At 57.9% G+C, this 16,196-nt stretch carries 13 protein-coding genes and 1 tRNA gene; 5 read left to right on the top strand and 9 right to left on the bottom strand.

The features are described from left to right. Window positions 1-84: 84 nt before the first annotated feature. From thrS to AC0TNJ_RS06285, 4 genes are all read right to left on the bottom strand, one after another. The gene (thrS, locus tag AC0TNJ_RS06300; RefSeq protein ID WP_473770592.1) at window positions 85-2,061 is read right to left on the bottom strand and encodes a threonine--tRNA ligase; all 1,977 of its coding nucleotides are present in this window, start codon (window positions 2,059-2,061) and stop codon (window positions 85-87) included. A 146-nt stretch (window positions 2,062-2,207) separates the two neighbouring features. Further along, window positions 2,208-3,422, bottom strand: a complete 1,215-nt coding sequence (locus tag AC0TNJ_RS06295) for a D-alanyl-D-alanine carboxypeptidase (protein WP_473770591.1) — start codon at window positions 3,420-3,422, stop codon at window positions 2,208-2,210. A 140-nt stretch (window positions 3,423-3,562) separates the two neighbouring features. Next, window positions 3,563-3,934 (bottom strand): membrane protein insertion efficiency factor YidD, encoded by a 372-nt coding sequence (gene yidD, locus AC0TNJ_RS06290; RefSeq protein WP_473770590.1) that lies wholly within the window; start codon window positions 3,932-3,934, stop codon window positions 3,563-3,565. Next, on the bottom strand, window positions 3,934-4,374 hold the full coding sequence (locus AC0TNJ_RS06285; RefSeq protein WP_473770589.1) for an iron-sulfur cluster assembly scaffold protein: 441 nt from the start codon (window positions 4,372-4,374) through the stop codon (window positions 3,934-3,936). Before AC0TNJ_RS06285 ends, yidD begins: the two co-directional genes overlap by 1 nt. Before the next feature lie 259 nt (window positions 4,375-4,633). On the opposite strand from AC0TNJ_RS06285, the gene folE reads away from it, so the two are divergent. The 4 genes from folE to AC0TNJ_RS06265 all read left to right on the top strand — a co-directional run bounded on the left by folE (window position 4,634) and on the right by AC0TNJ_RS06265 (window position 7,284). Further along, complete coding sequence (gene folE / locus AC0TNJ_RS06280; RefSeq protein ID WP_122003379.1) at window positions 4,634-5,275, top strand: GTP cyclohydrolase I FolE; 642 nt, start codon at window positions 4,634-4,636, stop codon at window positions 5,273-5,275. 19 nt (window positions 5,276-5,294) lie between these two features. Beyond that, window positions 5,295-5,720 carry a phosphoribosyl-AMP cyclohydrolase gene (gene hisI / locus AC0TNJ_RS06275; RefSeq protein ID WP_473770588.1) on the top strand — a complete coding sequence of 142 codons (426 nt, stop codon included), beginning with the start codon at window positions 5,295-5,297 and terminating at the stop codon, window positions 5,718-5,720. A 224-nt stretch (window positions 5,721-5,944) separates the two neighbouring features. Continuing rightward, window positions 5,945-6,892: a patatin-like phospholipase family protein gene (locus AC0TNJ_RS06270; protein WP_473770587.1), complete on the top strand. Its 948-nt coding sequence runs from the start codon at window positions 5,945-5,947 to the stop codon at window positions 6,890-6,892. A gap of 307 nt (window positions 6,893-7,199) precedes the next feature. After that, window positions 7,200-7,284: transfer RNA gene (locus tag AC0TNJ_RS06265), tRNA-Leu, on the top strand. Window positions 7,285-7,430: 146 nt separating this feature from the next. On the opposite strand, the gene AC0TNJ_RS06260 is transcribed toward AC0TNJ_RS06265, so the two are convergent. Together AC0TNJ_RS06260 and AC0TNJ_RS06255 are read right to left on the bottom strand one after the other, a co-directional pair. Further along, complete coding sequence (locus tag AC0TNJ_RS06260) at window positions 7,431-8,576, bottom strand: CaiB/BaiF CoA transferase family protein (protein WP_473770586.1); 1,146 nt, start codon at window positions 8,574-8,576, stop codon at window positions 7,431-7,433. A 72-nt stretch (window positions 8,577-8,648) separates the two neighbouring features. Then, the gene (locus AC0TNJ_RS06255; RefSeq protein WP_162997393.1) at window positions 8,649-9,833 is read right to left on the bottom strand and encodes an acyl-CoA dehydrogenase; all 1,185 of its coding nucleotides are present in this window, start codon (window positions 9,831-9,833) and stop codon (window positions 8,649-8,651) included. Between the two features lie 102 nt (window positions 9,834-9,935). Between AC0TNJ_RS06255 and AC0TNJ_RS06250 the strand changes: the two genes are divergently transcribed. After that, complete coding sequence (locus tag AC0TNJ_RS06250; RefSeq protein WP_473770585.1) at window positions 9,936-10,844, top strand: LysR family transcriptional regulator; 909 nt, start codon at window positions 9,936-9,938, stop codon at window positions 10,842-10,844. On the opposite strand, the gene AC0TNJ_RS06245 is transcribed toward AC0TNJ_RS06250, so the two are convergent. From AC0TNJ_RS06245 to AC0TNJ_RS06235, 3 genes are all read right to left on the bottom strand, one after another. Next, entirely contained in the window at window positions 10,833-11,816 is a 984-nt protein-coding gene (locus AC0TNJ_RS06245) for an LLM class flavin-dependent oxidoreductase (RefSeq protein ID WP_473770584.1), read from the bottom strand. The two genes, AC0TNJ_RS06250 and AC0TNJ_RS06245, sit on opposite strands and share 12 nt — an antisense overlap. 100 nt (window positions 11,817-11,916) lie before the next feature. Continuing rightward, the gene (locus tag AC0TNJ_RS06240) at window positions 11,917-15,006 is read right to left on the bottom strand and encodes an efflux RND transporter permease subunit (RefSeq protein WP_473770583.1); all 3,090 of its coding nucleotides are present in this window, start codon (window positions 15,004-15,006) and stop codon (window positions 11,917-11,919) included. A gap of 9 nt (window positions 15,007-15,015) precedes the next feature. Continuing rightward, window positions 15,016-16,152 carry an efflux RND transporter periplasmic adaptor subunit gene (locus AC0TNJ_RS06235; protein WP_473770582.1) on the bottom strand — a complete coding sequence of 379 codons (1,137 nt, stop codon included), beginning with the start codon at window positions 16,150-16,152 and terminating at the stop codon, window positions 15,016-15,018. Window positions 16,153-16,196: the final 44 nt, after the last annotated feature.

Genomic DNA, 16,196 nt, shown 5'->3' with positions numbered 1-16,196 from the left:
AAAAGGCCGCGCATTGCGCGGCCTGATTGTTTCGTAGCGCGCACCCCGAAAACCGCTTCGCACTTTTCGGGATGCGCTCAAATATCAAGCACCATTCTTGAGGCGGAGAAGATCGGGCGGGGTCGCCTCTTCCACCAGCCGCGCGATGGCTTCATCCAGCGTCATGGATTCCTGATCCCGCGAACCGAGACGGCGCATATTGACGGTGTTTTCTTCCGCCTCACGCTTGCCGCAGACGAGGATCACCGGAACTTTCTGCAACGAATGTTCGCGAACCTTGTAGTTGATCTTCTCATTGCGCAGATCGGTGGCAACCTGAAGACCTGCCGCCTTCAACTTGGCTGCGGCCTCGGCTGCGTATTCATCTGCATCCGAAGTGATCGTGGCAACGACGACCTGCACCGGCGCAAACCACAAAGGCATGTGACCGGCGAAGTTCTCGATCAGGATGCCCAAAAAGCGTTCCATCGAACCGCAGATCGCACGGTGGATCATCACCGGCTGGCGCTTTTCCGAATCCTTGTCGATATAGAAAGCGCCGAAACGTTCCGGCAGGTTGAAGTCGACCTGCGTAGTGCCGCACTGCCATTCACGACCGATTGCGTCCTTCAGGGTATATTCGAACTTCGGCCCGTAAAACGCGCCCTCGCCCGGCAAAATGCCGGTCTTGATGTTGTTCGACTGCTGCTGGATTTTCTCCAGAACACCCATCATCACGCTTTCGGCACGATCCCACAGTTCATCCGAACCGACGCGCTTTTCAGGGCGGGTGGAAAGCTTGATGGTGATTTCTTCGAAACCGAAATCCTTGTAGACCGACAGGATCAGATCATTGATGCGCAGGCATTCGGCCGCCATCTGCTCTTCGGTGCAGAAGATATGCGCATCGTCCTGCGTGAAGCCGCGCACACGCATCAGCCCATGCAGCGCGCCCGAGGGTTCGTAGCGATGCACATTGCCGAATTCCGCAAGCTTGATCGGCAGGTCACGATAGGACTTGAGGCCATGCTTGAAGATCATCACATGGCCAGGGCAGTTCATCGGCTTTAGCGCAAACACGCGATCGTCGTCGGTTTCCTCGCCGGCGACGGTCACCTTGAACATGTTGTCGCGATACCAACCCCAGTGGCCCGAGGTTTCCCAGAGCGACTTGTCGAGCACCTGCGGCGCGTTCACTTCCTGATAGCCGTGGCTATCGAGGCGGCGACGCATATAGCTCACCAGATTCTGGAACATCTTCCAGCCCTTGGCGTGCCAGAACACGACGCCCGGCCCCTCTTCCTGGAAATGGAACAGGTCCATTTCGCGGCCAAGGCGGCGGTGATCACGCTTTTCGGCTTCTTCAAGCATATGGAGATAGGCCTGAAGATCGCTATCGTTCGCAAAGGCAGTGCCGTAGATGCGGGTCAGCATCGGATTGTTGGCATCGCCGCGCCAGTAAGCGCCGGCAACCTTCATAAGCTTGAAGGAGTTGCCGATCTGGCCGGTCGAGGCCATGTGCGGGCCGCGGCACAGGTCGAACCAGTCGCCCTGATAATAAATCTTGAGGTCCTGTCCAGCAGGAATGGCGTCCACCAGCTCGACCTTGTAGTACTCGCGCTTGTCGGCAAAAACCTGCTTGGCCTTTTCACGCGACCAGATTTCCTTGGTGAAAGGCTTGTTGCGCTGGATGATCTCGCGCATCTTCTTTTCGATCACCGGAAGATCGTCAGGCGTGAATGGCTCATTGCGCGCAAAGTCGTAATAGAAGCCGTTTTCGATGACCGGACCGATCGTAACCTGTGTGCCGGGAAAAAGCTCCTGCACGGCTTCGGCCAGAACGTGCGCCGTATCATGGCGGATGAGTTCAAGCGCGCGCGGGTCTTCGCGGGTCAAAATCTCAATCTTGCCGGAAGCGCCGAGAGGATCGGAAAGATCGCGCACGGTGCCATCAACGGCATAGGCAACAGCTTTTTTGGCAAGTGATTTGGAAATCGACTCCGCAAGCGCCGCGCCGGTCATCGACGCGTCGTATTCACGCACAGAGCCATCGGGAAATTGCATGGAAACGGTATTCGACATTCTGATCATCCTTATCCAGTCCCGCCAACGATTGCGGGTGGGTTCATGCGTATGAAAATGAAGTTTGGGTTCTAGTCTCTTTTCCCCAGCCAGTAAAGCGCGACAGACTTACCGCGTCTGATCGTGCTTTTGCCGGGAATAAGGAATCAGTTGTGAATTGGCAGGCAGTCGATCTTCTGCTGCTTCAACTGAACGCATGCCCTTTCGGCGGAGGCCGAATCCCTGAAACCGGAAAAACGCGCGCGATAAACCTTGCGACGCTTTTCTGTCGGAGAAATTTCAGCCTTCAAACCCGGTGCGACCTTGTCGACCGCAGGTCGATACTTGGCCAGCAGTTCCTTCGCTCCGGCCAGGGTCGGGGGAGCGCCGAGCTGGATTGTCCAGGCCGAGGCACCGGCGGCAGAGGCGATCAGGAAACCGCCATCGCCCTGCTCGATGCGGGAATCGTCGATGAGGTCGGCCACCAAATCAGCTTTCGGCTGAACGGCAGTTGCTCGTTTCGCGACAGGCTGCGGCTTGGCCATTGCAACGAGTTGCTCCTCGGTCTCAGCGCCTTCCTTGCTGAACCGTGTCAGCAGTTTTGCCATCTGGTCGTCGCGCTGCCGCGCCGATCCTGCGCCAAGAACAACGCCAACCAAGTGTTTGTCATTGATAATGGCGGACGAAACAAGATTGTAGCCGGATACATCCGTATAGCCGGTCTTGATACCATCCACACCCTGATAACGGTACATCAGGTTATTGTGGCCGTTCAGCACGCGGTCGCGAAAGGTGAAGGAGCGCGTGGAAAAAAGCGCATATTGATCAGGAAAATCACGGCGCAGCGCCATGCCGAGAACCGCCATGTCGCGAGCGGTGGTGAGCTGGGTCGCCTTTGCCGTCAGCCCCGATGGATTGACAAAGAAGGTGCTCTTCATGCCGATCTGGCGCGCGCGCTGGGTCATCAGTCGACCGAAAGCCGCTTCCGATCCTGCCATATATTCGCCCATCACCGTCGCCGCATCATTCGCGGATATCACAATCATGCCGTAGATGGCGTCGTGCACAGTGATCGTTTCGCCCGGCTTCAACCAGAGCTTCATGCGAACCTTCGAAGCGGCGTTCTTCGAAATCGGCATCGCATCATCCCAATGCAGCCTGCCGGTCTTGAGCGCTTCAAAAGCAAGGTAAAGCGTCATCATCTTCGCCAGCGAAGCAGGCGCGCGCTGCACATTTGCATCGTCCTGACCGAGAATCCGCCCGCTATCGGCATCGAAAACCACCCAGGAGGTGCTTGCCATCGCCGCAGACGTACAAAGCACACTCGCACCGAGTGCCAGGGATGCAATGAGACGCGAAAGACGGGACGATGATTTCAGCATATTAGCTCGCAGGAATAGGAACGCGCAGGGGTCATGCAGGCAAATTGCGGCCCGAAAAAGACCACAGCACTGCCTTAAATTCCAATTCTCAATGAAACGTTGATATCCTTAATGAATTATAATCAGCTAACAAAAAACTGTCAGAATTCACGGTTGGGCCGCGAGCAACGCCAATACCGCCAGGGCAGATACCATTTGAGATCATCGGCAAGTGTCCGGGGCACAGGATCGAATCCATGGGTTCCGAACGGCCCACAGCGCATGACGCGGAAAAGCCCCATCCAGCCACCGCTCCAAAGGCCGTGGCGGGCTATCGCTTCATAGGCATATTCCGAACAGGTCGGCAGATGCCGGCAGGAATTGCCGATCAGGGATGACAAGGTCACCTGATAGAATCGTACGAATGCCGTGCCGACTAGCCTCCCCGGCGTCTTGCGCCAGGCATCGGTGAAGTTTCGGCTGTAGCGCTTCCGCGCGCCCTCGCCCGCATGATCCTTGCCGCAGGCACACATCAGGCAGCTTTGGCCTTTTCCTCTATCTGCCGGATGCAATCGACAACCGCATCGAAGGTAAGCAGCGTGGAGGCATGGCGTGCCTTGTATTCGCGTACCGGCTCAAAATACTTCAGATCGGCAAAGCGTCCTTCCGGCGCCGGGCCTTCTTCCTTGAGCATCCTGTACATTTCCTCGCGAACCGCTTTCAGCTCCGCCACCGAGGCGCCGATGATACTACGTGCCATGACGGAGGACGAGGCCTGTCCAAGCGCGCAGGCTTTCACCTCATGCGCGAAATCCGTCACAATCCCGTCTGCCATCTTGAGGTAAACAGTGACCGTTGATCCGCACAGCTTGGAGTGCACCTTGGCGACCGCATCGGGCTCCGAAAGACGCCCCAGGCGCTCCATGTTTCCGGCGAATTCCAGGATACGTTTGTTATAAATGTCATCAATCATGGGCGAACCTTCCGCCGTGCCGGAGAAAAACATAATTTTGTCGCCCGGCTGCGGTTTGAAGTTGCAAATTATTGTCTATATAATAGGCAAGTAGCGTCTGCGCCATGGGTAACAATAGCACAGACCCCGGGGGCAGTCGCACGAAAACCTGTCCGGTGACCTTAAGCGCCGGATCAATACATCGCCCGCTCGCAAAGCGTATCGTTGTATTGTCCGTTTAACTCGTCTCCTCCTTGAAGGAGACTACTGGAGAATACTGATGGACGCTCGCATCCTCAAAGAAGATGACGAATCCGGCCTGCCGAACAAGCAGGCAGACGTAGCTCTTTTGCATGGCAAGCCGACGCAGGCCGATGCAGAAGCCGCTGTACGCACGCTTTTGCTCTGGGCCGGAGACGACCCGCAGCGCGAAGGCCTTCTGGAAACGCCAAAGCGCGTGGCCAAGGCCTATAAGGAACTGTTCGCAGGCTATACGGAAAGCCCGGAAGAAGTCCTCGGCACGGTGTTCGAGGAAGTCGGCGGCTATAATGATCTTGTTCTCGTGAAGGACATTTCGTTCCATTCGCATTGCGAGCACCATATGGTGCCGATCATCGGCAAGGCGCATGTCGCCTATCTGCCTGACCATAAGGTGGTTGGCCTTTCCAAGATTGCCCGCGTGGTGGATATCTTTGCGCGCCGCCTGCAAACGCAGGAAAGCATCACCGCCCAAATCGCCGACAGCATCCAACGCATTCTGAAGCCTCGCGGCGTTGCCGTCATGATCGAGGCGGAACATATGTGCATGGCCATGCGCGGCATCCGCAAACAGGGTTCGACGACCATCACCACCACATTTACAGGCGAAATGCAGGTGAATGCGGAGGAGCAGGTTCGATTCATGACCCTCACCCGCAGATAAGCGGCAGGCGATCAGGACAATGAGCTTTTTTCCAGCCCAGCCTTCCGACAAGAAGGTCATTGAAGAAGGTGCGGCATTCATGCCGCGCTTCGACGCATCGGGTCTCATCACCGCAGTCGTCACCGACGCGCGGGACGGCGAATTGCTGATGGTCGCCCATATGAACGAGGAAGCCCTACGCCTTACGCTTGAAACGGGAATAGCGCATTACTGGTCGCGTTCACGCGGAAAGCTCTGGAAGAAGGGCGAGACGTCAGGCAATCTGCAAAGCGTGGTTGAGTTGCGCACCGATTGCGATCAGGACGCGCTTTGGCTGAAAGTGCACGTCGCTGGCGACGGCCCGACCTGCCATACAGGCCGGCGTTCCTGCTTTTATCGGCAGGTTCTCGCCGAGAATGGCGATATATCGCTGGCCATGGAAGACACTTGCGATCACGAGCATTAACCTCGGTCAAAAGGATGTGATGGCGTGAATATGAGTCGCGCCATCAATTCGCAGCATTTATTCTTTGGATACTATGTTTCACTAATCTGAAACGGTTCCCGCCAAACGGAACTGTCGGAATCGTTTTAGCTATTTGCCTGTGCATTTTCTGACGCAAACCGTTTGCCCGCTTTCTGGGCGCTTTTGCCGGGTATGCTTCAGGCGGAAACGAAGAGGTGTCTATCGTGATGCTCGCGTGGGGGCAGAAGCGGAAGGCTGCGAATAGCGACCTTGCACCGCCCGCAGAAGAAACCGTTGAAACGCCTGAAACCAAGCGTGAGCCGCGCCGGATAGCCTTGGCGCTTGGCGGAGGCGCTGCACGGGGCTGGGCGCATATCGGCGTGCTGCGCGCGCTGGACGAAGCCAATATCGATATCGAGATGATCGCCGGAACCTCCATAGGTGCCCTTGTTGGCGGCTGTTATCTGGCCGGTAAGCTGGACGAACTGGAAGAGTTCGCCCGCAGTCTCACCCGACGGCGCATGTTCAATCTTCTCGACATCACATTTCGCGGTAGCGGACTGTTTGGCGGCATGAAGCTCGACGGACGTCTGCGTGAACATCTGGACGGGCTGCGCATTGAGGAGCTGGATCGCCCCTTCGTTGCCATCTGCACCGAATTGCGTACCGGTCACGAAATCTGGCTGTCCTCCGGCCCTCTGGTAGAGGCCATGCGCGCCTCCTACGCCCTGCCCGGCGTTTTCGAGCCAGTGCGCTGGCAGGAGCGCGTGCTGGTCGACGGCGCGCTGGTTAACCCGGTGCCCGTATCCGTATGCCGTGCCTATGAGCAACGCCTCGTTCTGGCGGTCAATCTCCATTATGACCAGTATGGCCGCGCTGCGGTCATCAAACATGCTCAATCACGCCAGGAAGGGCTTGCCGACGCCATTCATGGAGAAAAAGAAGCGCGTCTCGGCATTACCGGGGTGATGATGGAAGCGTTCAACATTATCCAGGACCGCATTTCGCGTGCCCGCATGGCGGGCGACCCGCCGGATGTCATGCTCATGCCGACTGTGGGGCAGATCGGGCTCGCCGATTTCCATCGCGCATCCGAAGCAATCGACGCGGGATATACAGAAACATTGAAGCGGCTGGAGGATATCAGGCGGCTGCAGGGCATCGCGAGCTGAGTTTTTCGGCAGCCCAAACGAATCCGATTGAATCGGATTCGCCGGATTCGCTTCATATTGCTCCCTCGCGCTCTTTCGTTGCTTGCCACACGTCCCTTCAACGAAGTTTTTTAGAAATTTTTCTGAATTATGGAAGTGTTTGAAAAAGCCCGGAAAATCGGGGTTTCGCCGTTGTCGGAGTTGAGTAAGCAGCAGCTTTTTCACATTCTTTTTCAAAAAGATTGCCGGAAGATGCAGATGGGGCTTGTGCACCCCAAAGTGATTTGCTAAATGCCCACTCGCCGACGGAGTTCGGCTCCTACCACGGGCGGTCGTGGCGGAATTGGTAGACGCGCAGCGTTGAGGTCGCTGTGGGGCAACCCGTGGAAGTTCGAGTCTTCTCGACCGCACCATCTTCTCTCAAGAACAATTTAAAATGCTTTCCCCGCAAGGGATTAAAGTTGTTTCTTGATTAGAGACTTTTACTTCTCATCAGTGCATACGAACAAAAACGCGCCCTTCGAGGAAGAGCGCGTCGATAGAGCGGCTGCCCGTTCAATCAGCCTTTGCCGATTTCCGAAAGGATCGCTTCGCTGTGTTCTCCAAGCTTTGGCGAACGCTTGTCGAGCTTCAATTCGGCATCCGAGAAGCGAATAGGCGTCCGCAAGCCTGGAACCCCTTGCGGGTCGATCTTCATTGCTCTCGCCTCAAACTGCGGGTCAGCGAATACATCGGCCACTGTGTTGATCGGGCCGGCAGGCACGCCGATTTTGGCAAGTTCAGCCAGCAGATCGTCACGCTTCCATGACTTGGTCTTTTCTTCCAGAAGTGTCGTCAGTGCCGCGCGGTTGGCGACGCGTGCCGAATTGCTGGCGAAACGTTCGTCGGTCGCAAGATCGCCGATGCCAAGCAATGAAGTCAGTTTCCCGAACTGTCCGTCATTGCCGCAGGCGATGATGAAATAGCCGTCGGAAACCGGCAGTGTCTGATAGGGCGCGATGTTCGGATGCGCATTTCCCATGCGCTTTGGCGAAACGCCCGACGCCAGATAGTTCATGGCCTGATTGGCAAGTACCGCCGACATGCAGTCGAACAGCGCCATATCGATATGCTGGCCGGTGCCGGTGCGCTCGCGCATGATGAGCGCCGACTGGATCGCAATCACGCTATAAAGCCCGGTAAAAATGTCGGCAAAGGCCACGCCGATCTTCTGCGGCTCGCCTTCAGGATCGCCGGTGAGATCCATGATTCCGCCCATGCCCTGGATCATGAAATCATAGCCTGCGCGCTCGGCGTAGGGGCCGGTATGGCCGAAACCGGTGATCGAGCAATAGATCAGGCGTGGATTGATGGCCTTCAGGCTCTCGTAATCGAGGCCGTATTTGTCGAGCCCGCCCAGCTTGAAGTTTTCGATGACGACATCGGCATCAGCGACAAGCTGGCGCACCAGTTCCCTGCCCTCGTCGGTGCGAAAATCCGCTGTAATCGAGCGCTTGCCGCGATTGCAGGCGTGGAAATAAGCGGCTGACCGTTCGCCTTCCACATCGATGAATGGCGGGCCCCATTTACGCGTATCGTCGCCTTCGGGGCTTTCCACCTTGATAACGTCAGCTCCAAGATCGGACAGCGTCTGCCCTACCCATGGCCCGGCAAGAATGCGCGCCAGTTCTACCACCTTGAGACCGTCAAGCGGTGTATTCTGCATGATGTAACCTTTGTAAAAAAGCCCGCCCGCGAACTGCGAACGGGCCTGAATGGAAGGCTGGCGGTACAGCGATCAGAAGAAAGCCTGAATACCGGTCTGGGCACGGCCCAGGATCAGCGCATGAACGTCATGCGTGCCTTCATAGGTGTTCACGGTTTCCAGATTCTGCGCGTGGCGCATGACGTGGTATTCGATCTGAATACCGTTGCCGCCATGCATGTCACGGGCCTGGCGCGCAATATCGAGCGCCTTGCCGCAATTGTTGCGCTTGACGATGGAAATCATTTCCGGCGCCATCTTGCCGTCGTCGAACAAACGACCGACGCGCAAGGATGCCTGAAGGCCGAGCGCAATCTCGGTCTGCATGTCGGCAAGCTTCTTCTGGTAAAGCTGCGTGCCGGCCAGCGGCTTGTCGAACTGCTTACGGTCAAGGCCGTACTGGCGGGCGCGGAACCAGCAATCTTCGGCGGCACCGAGCACGCCCCAGGAAATGCCGTAACGGGCGCGATTGAGGCAACCGAACGGCCCCTTGAGGCCGGAAACATTCGGCAGAAGCGCATCTTCCGAAACTTCGACACCATCCATGACGATTTCGCCGGTGATCGAGGCGCGCAGCGAAAGCTTGCCGCCGATCTTCGGTGCGGAAAGGCCCTTCATGCCCTTTTCAAGCACGAAGCCGCGGATGGCGTTGTCGTGCGCAGCAGATTTTGCCCAGACGACGAACACATCGGCGATCGGCGAGTTCGAGATCCACATCTTCGAGCCTGTGAGACGATAGCCGCCGTCGATCTTTTCGGCGCGAGTCTTCATGCCTGCCGGATCGGAGCCTGCATCAGGCTCGGTCAGGCCGAAGCAACCGATCAGTTCACCGGAGACGAGGCCCGGAAGATATTTCTTGCGCTGTTCGTCCGAGCCATAGGCATAGATCGGATACATCACGAGCGACGACTGCACGCTCATCATCGAACGATAACCGGAATCGACACGCTCGACCTCGCGCGCCACCAGACCATAGGCAACATAGCCTGCATTGGCCGCGCCGTACTCTTCAGGAAGCGTCACGCCCAGAAGACCAGCCTGCCCCATCAGGCGAAACAGTTCCGGATCGGTCGTTTCGTCCAGATAAGCCTTTTCAACGCGGGGCAGCAGAACATCCGTCGCGAAAGCCTTGGCCGAGTCGCGGATCATGCGCTCGTCTTCGGTCAGCTGGTCATCCAGCAGAAACGGGTCTTCCCAGCTAAAAGCCGCACGTGACATCAGTGTATTCTCCTCAATGAAAATTTGCAGGAAATATGAACTGTGCAGCCGTTCGGTGCAATCGACGTTTACTCATCGATCTATTCCATTTAGTAATGGATAATGACTTCAATATCGCGACGCCTGCTTCCCTCCACCAGTGCGCTTGCCGCCTTCGATGCGGTTGCGCGGCATGAGAGCTTTTCGGCGGCAGCCGAGGAACTGTCGCTGACGCAAGGCGCGGTGAGCCGACAGATTGCAGCGCTTGAAGAACAGCTGGGGACAGCGCTGTTCGACCGCACCAGCCGCCATGTGGTGCTGTCGGATGCCGGACGCGCCTATCTGAAGGCGGTGGGTCCGGCGCTGGCGTCGATCCGCGCCGCCTCGCTGCAAGTCATGTCGCAGATGCGCGGCACCACGCTCAATCTCGCTTTCCTTCCCACATTCGGGACGCGCTGGCTGATACCGCGCATTCCACGTTTCGTGGCGAAATACCCTGACATCATCCTCAATTTTGCGACCCGTATCGGCCAGTTCGATTTCGATCGCGAAGGATTGGATGCGGCGATCCATATCGGCCAGCCGGACTGGCCCAATGCCGATAGTGTGTTCTTGATGGATGAAACGGTGGCGCCTGTCTGCAGCCCCGCATTTCTTCAGCGAAACCCGGTGCATGCGCCGAGCGATCTTCTGCCACTTCCCCTGTTCAACATGGCCTCGCGCCCCGGTGCGTGGGACCACTGGTTCAAGAGCCTCGACATGGCCGCGCCGGTGTCTCCGGGCATGCGCTTCGAGCAGTTTTCCAATGTCTCGCAGGCCTGCATTGCCGGTCTCGGCGTTGCGCTGATGCCGCTCTTCCTCATTCGCGCCGAGATAGAGAGCGGCCAGCTTGTCGTTGCCTGCGCGCACACGGTCAAAAGCCCGAGCAGCTATTATTTCGTGACGCCGAAGGCTCGTTCGAGCACTCCGGCCGTGTCGTCTTTCCGGGACTGGCTTCTGGCAGAAATCAAAAGCGAGCCATCAGGCGATTGACCGGCTTGCGATCTCGTATGAATGCAGGCGCTTCTTGTGGTCATGGATCATGCCGGTCAGCATCAGCTCATCGGCGCCGGTGCTTTCCGCAAAGGCCTTGATACCCTTCGCCACAGTCTCCGGCCCGCCGACCACGCGGCATGACAGCATCTGGCGGACGAGCGCCTGTGCTGCCGGATCAAGGCGTTCAGCATAGCCGTCGACTGGCGCCGGAAGCTTGCCGGGGCGGCCGCTGCGCAAATTGACAAAAGCTTGCAGCTGCGAGGTGAAAAGATAGTTCGCCTCTTCATCGGTATCGGCAGCGATCACGTTGAGGCCCAGCATCACATAGGGCTTCTGCATATATTCAGAGGGTTCGAACCGCTCGCGATAAAGCGCGATGGCGCGTTCCATCTCCGCAGGCGCAAAATGCGACGCGAATGCGTATGGCAGGCCAAGCATGGCAGCAAGCTGCGCACCGAACAGGCTGGAGCCAAGAATCCAGACCGGCACATTCAATCCCTCGCCCGGCACCGCGCGCACGCGCTGGCCCGGTTCAGCCGGTTTGAAATAGTTCAGCAACTCGACCACATCCTGCGGAAAGGCGTTTGCATCGCTGTCGAGATTGCGACGCAGCGCATGGGCGGTGATCTGGTCGGTGCCGGGTGCGCGCCCAAGCCCGAGATCGATACGGCCTGGAAACAGGGAGGCCAGCGTACCGAACTGTTCCGCAATCACCAAAGGTGAATGATTGGGCAGCATGACGCCGCCCGCGCCGACGCGGATTTTCGAGGTGCCGTTGGCGACGTAACCAATGACCACGGATGTCGCGGCGCTGGCGATGCCCGGCATATTGTGGTGCTCGGCGAGCCAGTAACGGTGGAAGCCGAGCCGTTCGGCATGTTGCGCAAGTTCCAGCGTGTTGCGCAGCGACTGCGCTGCATCGCTACCTTCGGGAACGGGCGAAAGATCAAGAACGGATAAGGGAATCATACCGGCTCATATGGGTTGGAACGCAGCGTTTGCAACGTCGGGGAAACAAAAAGGGCGACCTATTTCTCTGCCGCCCTTTGTCATTGGTTCAACGCAAGTTTCAGTGATGTGGCGCGGGGGCCGGTTCGCCGCCCTCTTCGGAGGACGCCACATACTCGCCTTCCACATCCTTCTTCGCAATGAAGGTGTAGAACATCGGCACCACGAACAGCGTGAAGATGGTGCCGATCACGATGCCGGTGAAGATCACCAGACCCATCGAGTAACGAGCTGCAGCACCCGCACCCGTGGCGATGATGAGCGGCACAACGCCGAGCGCCATGGCCGCCGTGGTCATCAGGATCGGACGCAGGCGGGTTTCAGCCGCGACAATGATCGCCTCCCGGCGGGAAAGACCATGCAGGCGGCGTTGCTGATTGGCGAATTCCACCATCAGAATGCCGTGCTTGGTAATCAGTCCGACAAGAGTGATGAGACCGACCTGCGTATAGATGTTGAGCGTGCCAAGACCGATATTCAGCGGCACGATTGCGCCGAAGATCGACAGCGGAACCGACATCATGATGATGAACGGATCGCGGAAGCTTTCGAACTGCGCGGCAAGCACCAGATAGATCACGATCACCGCGAGGCCGAAGGCGATCAGGATCGTGTTGCCCTGCTCTACTTCCAGACGCGACTGGCCGGAATAATCCAGGAAGAAGCCTTCCGGCATCTTGGACTTGGCCAGATCAACCAGTGTTTGCAGGCCCTGCCCGGTGGTGACGCCCGGCAGAGGCAGCGCCGAAATCGTTGCCGAATTCAGCTGGTTGAACTGCTCGATAGCCGCAGGCGATGCGTTCTGGCCGACCTTGATAACCGAAGACAGCGGGATCATCGAGCCGGACACGCTGCGCACATAAAAGTCGCCCAGCTTTTCCGGGTTCGAACGATAGCTATCCGGCACCTGCGTAATGATGTCATAGCTGTTCGAATCGCGGTCGAACTTCGCGACCGATGCACCACCGGTCAGGAGACCCAGTGTCGAACCGATATCGCTGATCTGCACGCCCAGCGTCGCCGCGCGGTCACGGTCGATGGTGATCGTGACCTGCGGTGCGTTGAAGGAGAGCGAGTTCTGCACGATGATATACTGACCGGAAGCCTGCGCTTCGTTCTTGATTTCCTCGGCAAGTTCGAAAACCTGATCGGCCGGGCCGGTCGATTGCAGAGCAATCGAAATCGGCAGACCGCCGCCCGTTCCCGGCAGGGATGGAGGCGCGAAGATGAAGGCTTCGACACCTGCGACCTTGGAGATGCGTGCGGTCAGGTCTTCCTGAATCTGCTTCTGCGAACGGGTACGTTCGTTCCAGTCGTTCAGCACCCAAAGCGCAATACCCGATGTCGTGCCGCCATCCATGCCGACGATCTGGAAGCGGGTCTTCAGTTCAGGAAGATCCTTGGTCAGTTCGTCGATCTGTTCGGCGTAGAGATTGGTATAGGCCGAGGTTGCATATTGCGGAGCCTGGAACATCGAGAACAGCGCGCCGGAATCTTCTTCCGGTGCCAGTTCGCTCGACGTATTCATGAACAGGAAGCCCGTCAGGCCCATCAGCGCCACCACGATCATCAAAGTGATGCCGCGATAGTTGAGCGAGTTGGAAACGCGGCGGTGATACCACTTCTCGAAACGCGAGAAGGTCCGGTCGATGAACATCTGGAATCGGGTCTGGTCGCCGTGCTTGAGCATGCGTGCGCACATCATCGGCGAGATGGTCAAAGCTGCCACACCGGAAATGATAACCGCGCCAGCCAGCGTGAAGGCGAATTCGCGGAACAGAGCGCCCGTCAGGCCGCCTGTGAAGCCCAGCGGTGCGAACACCGCCGCCAGCGTGATCGTCATGGCGATGATCGAGCCGGTGATTTCCTTCATGCCCTTGAACGCGGCATCCATGGGGCGCAGGCCCTCTTCGATATGCCGGTGGATGTTCTCCAGAACCACAATCGCGTCATCGACCACAAGACCGATGGCGAGGACCATGGCGAGCAGCGACAGGAGATTGATCGAGAATCCGAGCACATAAAGGAAGAAGCACACGCCGATCAGCGAGATCGGGATCGTAACAATCGGAATCAGCACCGAGCGGAACGAGCCGAGGAAGACGATGATGACCAGAATGACGATAGCCACGGCTTCGCCGATGGTCGTGAAGACTTCCTTGATCGAAGAGCTGATCTGCTCGGTCGCGTCGTAAACCAGAACCAGCGACATGCCTTCCGGCAGCGAGGACTGGATGGACGGCAGTTCCTTGCGGACGGCAGCGGCCATGTCGATGGGGTTTGCCGCCGGTGTCGGAAAGACGCCGAGGAACGTACCAGCCGAGCCGTTGAACGAAACGATGGTGTCCGTGCTTTTCGCCGCCAGTTCGACCCGCGCCACATCGCGCAGACGAACCACGTCGTCACCGGAAGCCTTGATCGGCATGGCGCCAAAAGCTTCCGGGGTCTGCAAGGTTGATTTCAGCGTGATCGAAGACGCGACATACTCGTTCTTCGTCGTGCCCGGTGCCGACAGGAAGTTGGAGGCCTTGATTGCGGCCAGAACTTCCGGTGCAGTGATCTGACGGGCCGCAAGCTGGATCGGATCCAGCCAGACGCGCATCGAATAGACCTGACCGCCCAGAATTTCAGCCTTTGCAACGCCCTGAATAGTGGACATACGTGGCTGGATAACGCGCTCCAGGTACTCGGTGATCTGTTCGCTCGTCATGTTCGGGTTCTGCGCCGCCAGATACATGGTGGCGAAGTTCTGGCCCGTACCCTTCACGATGACCGGATCGTCGGATTCGTCCGGCAAGTCACCACGAACCTGATTGACCTTGGCGATGACTTCCGTCAGCGCCGCATCAGGGTTTGCGCCGAGCTTCATCTGCACGGTCACGGTGCTCGAAGACGGACGGCTTGAGGACGTCACATAGTCGATGTTTTCAGTGGTTGCGACCGCTTCGGCGATCGGCGCGGTGATGAAGCCCTGAATAAGATCGGCGCTCGCACCGGCATAGGTGGTTGTAACCGTAATGACGGTTTCGTCGACCTTCGGATATTCGCGCACCGTCAGCTGCGCGATACCCTGAAGGCCCAACAGAATGATCATGAGGGCAACCACCGTGGCAAGCACGGGGCGCCGGATGAAAATATCGGAAAAGCTCATCGGGGTCGCCTATTGCTTGTCAGCCGGCTGTCCGGCCGGGATCGGATTGACGGTGTTGTCGATTTTCACCGGCACACCGGGCGAAAGCCGGTTCTGGCCTGCCGTGATGACGATATCGCCAGCCTTGAGGCCGCTCGTCACTTCAACAAGACCGGAATAGCGGCGTCCAAGCTTGATGAAGACCTGCTGCGCGACCTGTTTTGTCTCTTCGCCAGCCTTTGCGCCTTCCTGCTTCTGTTCCGGACGAACCGCATAGACATAGTCGCCGTAGAGGCTGGAAATGATCGTGGTCTGCGGCAGGGCAACGACGTTGTTTTCTTCCGGCAGCTCCACGCGAACCTGCACAAACTGTCCCGGCGTCAGTTCATGATCGGGATTCTGCACTTCAGCGCGCACCGAAACGAGGCGGGTCGCGGGGTCGATCTTCGGGTCGATACCGACAATCTTGCCCGTAAAGTTCAGCGCTTCCGCGGTCGAGCCGATCTTCACCGTCTGTCCGAGCTTGATGGATGGCAGCGACTGTTCCGGAACGGTGAAGTCGATGCGCATTACATCGGTGTTTTGCAGCGTGGCGATGACCGTGCCGGGTGTCAAATATTGTCCGAGGTCAACCTTGGAAATGCCGATGACGCCGGAGAACGGAGCCTTGACCGACTTCTGCGCCAGCGTTGCGCGCATTTTTTCAACGCGTGCGCGCGCAGCATCAGAGGCCGAAGCTGTCGTATCGACATTCGACACAGCACCCACGCCACGGGTCCGCAACGTGTCTGCTCGCTTCAGGTTCTGCTGGGCAAGAACGGCTTCGGCTTCAGCGGCTGCGAGATCCGCCTTCTGAATGCTGTCTTCCATCTGAAGCAGCAGATCGCCTTCCTTGACTTCCTGATTGGCCTTGAAGTTGATCTTCTGCACGACGCCGTCGAGCTGTACGGTCAGGTCGACGCCATTGAGCGCGTTGGCCGTGCCGATGGCCTCGACACCCGGTTTCCAGACGCCCGGCTCCACCGTGACGGTAGAGACCGTCTGGGCGGGCTGCTGCATGTTGGCGAAAAAGTCTTTAATGGCCTGTGATCGGAACATATTAAAGCCAACGAGGCCTCCAACGACGATCACGAGGAATATTATTGCCAGAATAAGGCGCTTGATCATTGCGGATGCACTCCAGATGGCTCCCTGATCGATCAGGGTTGGGG

The sequence above is a fragment of the Ochrobactrum sp. PL_is483 genome (assembly GCF_055816855.1).
This window is presented reverse-complemented; position numbering and strand designations above follow the sequence as displayed.

Bases quoted from the DNA above. Each gene is read 5' to 3' on its own strand.
- hisI (WP_473770588.1), top strand. From the start codon at position 5,295: ATGAGCTTTTTTCCAGCCCAGCCTTCCGACAAGAAGGTCATTGAAGAA.
- AC0TNJ_RS06260 (WP_473770586.1), bottom strand. From the start codon at position 8,576: ATGCAGAATACACCGCTTGACGGTCTCAAGGTGGTAGAACTGGCGCGC.
- AC0TNJ_RS06295 (WP_473770591.1), bottom strand. From the start codon at position 3,422: ATGCTGAAATCATCGTCCCGTCTTTCGCGTCTCATTGCATCCCTGGCA.
- AC0TNJ_RS06235 (WP_473770582.1), bottom strand. From the start codon at position 16,152: ATGATCAAGCGCCTTATTCTGGCAATAATATTCCTCGTGATCGTCGTT.
- thrS (WP_473770592.1), bottom strand. From the start codon at position 2,061: ATGTCGAATACCGTTTCCATGCAATTTCCCGATGGCTCTGTGCGTGAA.
- AC0TNJ_RS06250 (WP_473770585.1), top strand. From the start codon at position 9,936: ATGACTTCAATATCGCGACGCCTGCTTCCCTCCACCAGTGCGCTTGCC.
- yidD (WP_473770590.1), bottom strand. From the start codon at position 3,934: ATGTGTGCCTGCGGCAAGGATCATGCGGGCGAGGGCGCGCGGAAGCGC.
- AC0TNJ_RS06240 (WP_473770583.1), bottom strand. From the start codon at position 15,006: ATGAGCTTTTCCGATATTTTCATCCGGCGCCCCGTGCTTGCCACGGTG.
- folE (WP_122003379.1), top strand. From the start codon at position 4,634: ATGGACGCTCGCATCCTCAAAGAAGATGACGAATCCGGCCTGCCGAAC.
- AC0TNJ_RS06245 (WP_473770584.1), bottom strand. From the start codon at position 11,816: ATGATTCCCTTATCCGTTCTTGATCTTTCGCCCGTTCCCGAAGGTAGC.
- AC0TNJ_RS06255 (WP_162997393.1), bottom strand. From the start codon at position 9,833: ATGTCACGTGCGGCTTTTAGCTGGGAAGACCCGTTTCTGCTGGATGAC.
- AC0TNJ_RS06285 (WP_473770589.1), bottom strand. From the start codon at position 4,374: ATGATTGATGACATTTATAACAAACGTATCCTGGAATTCGCCGGAAAC.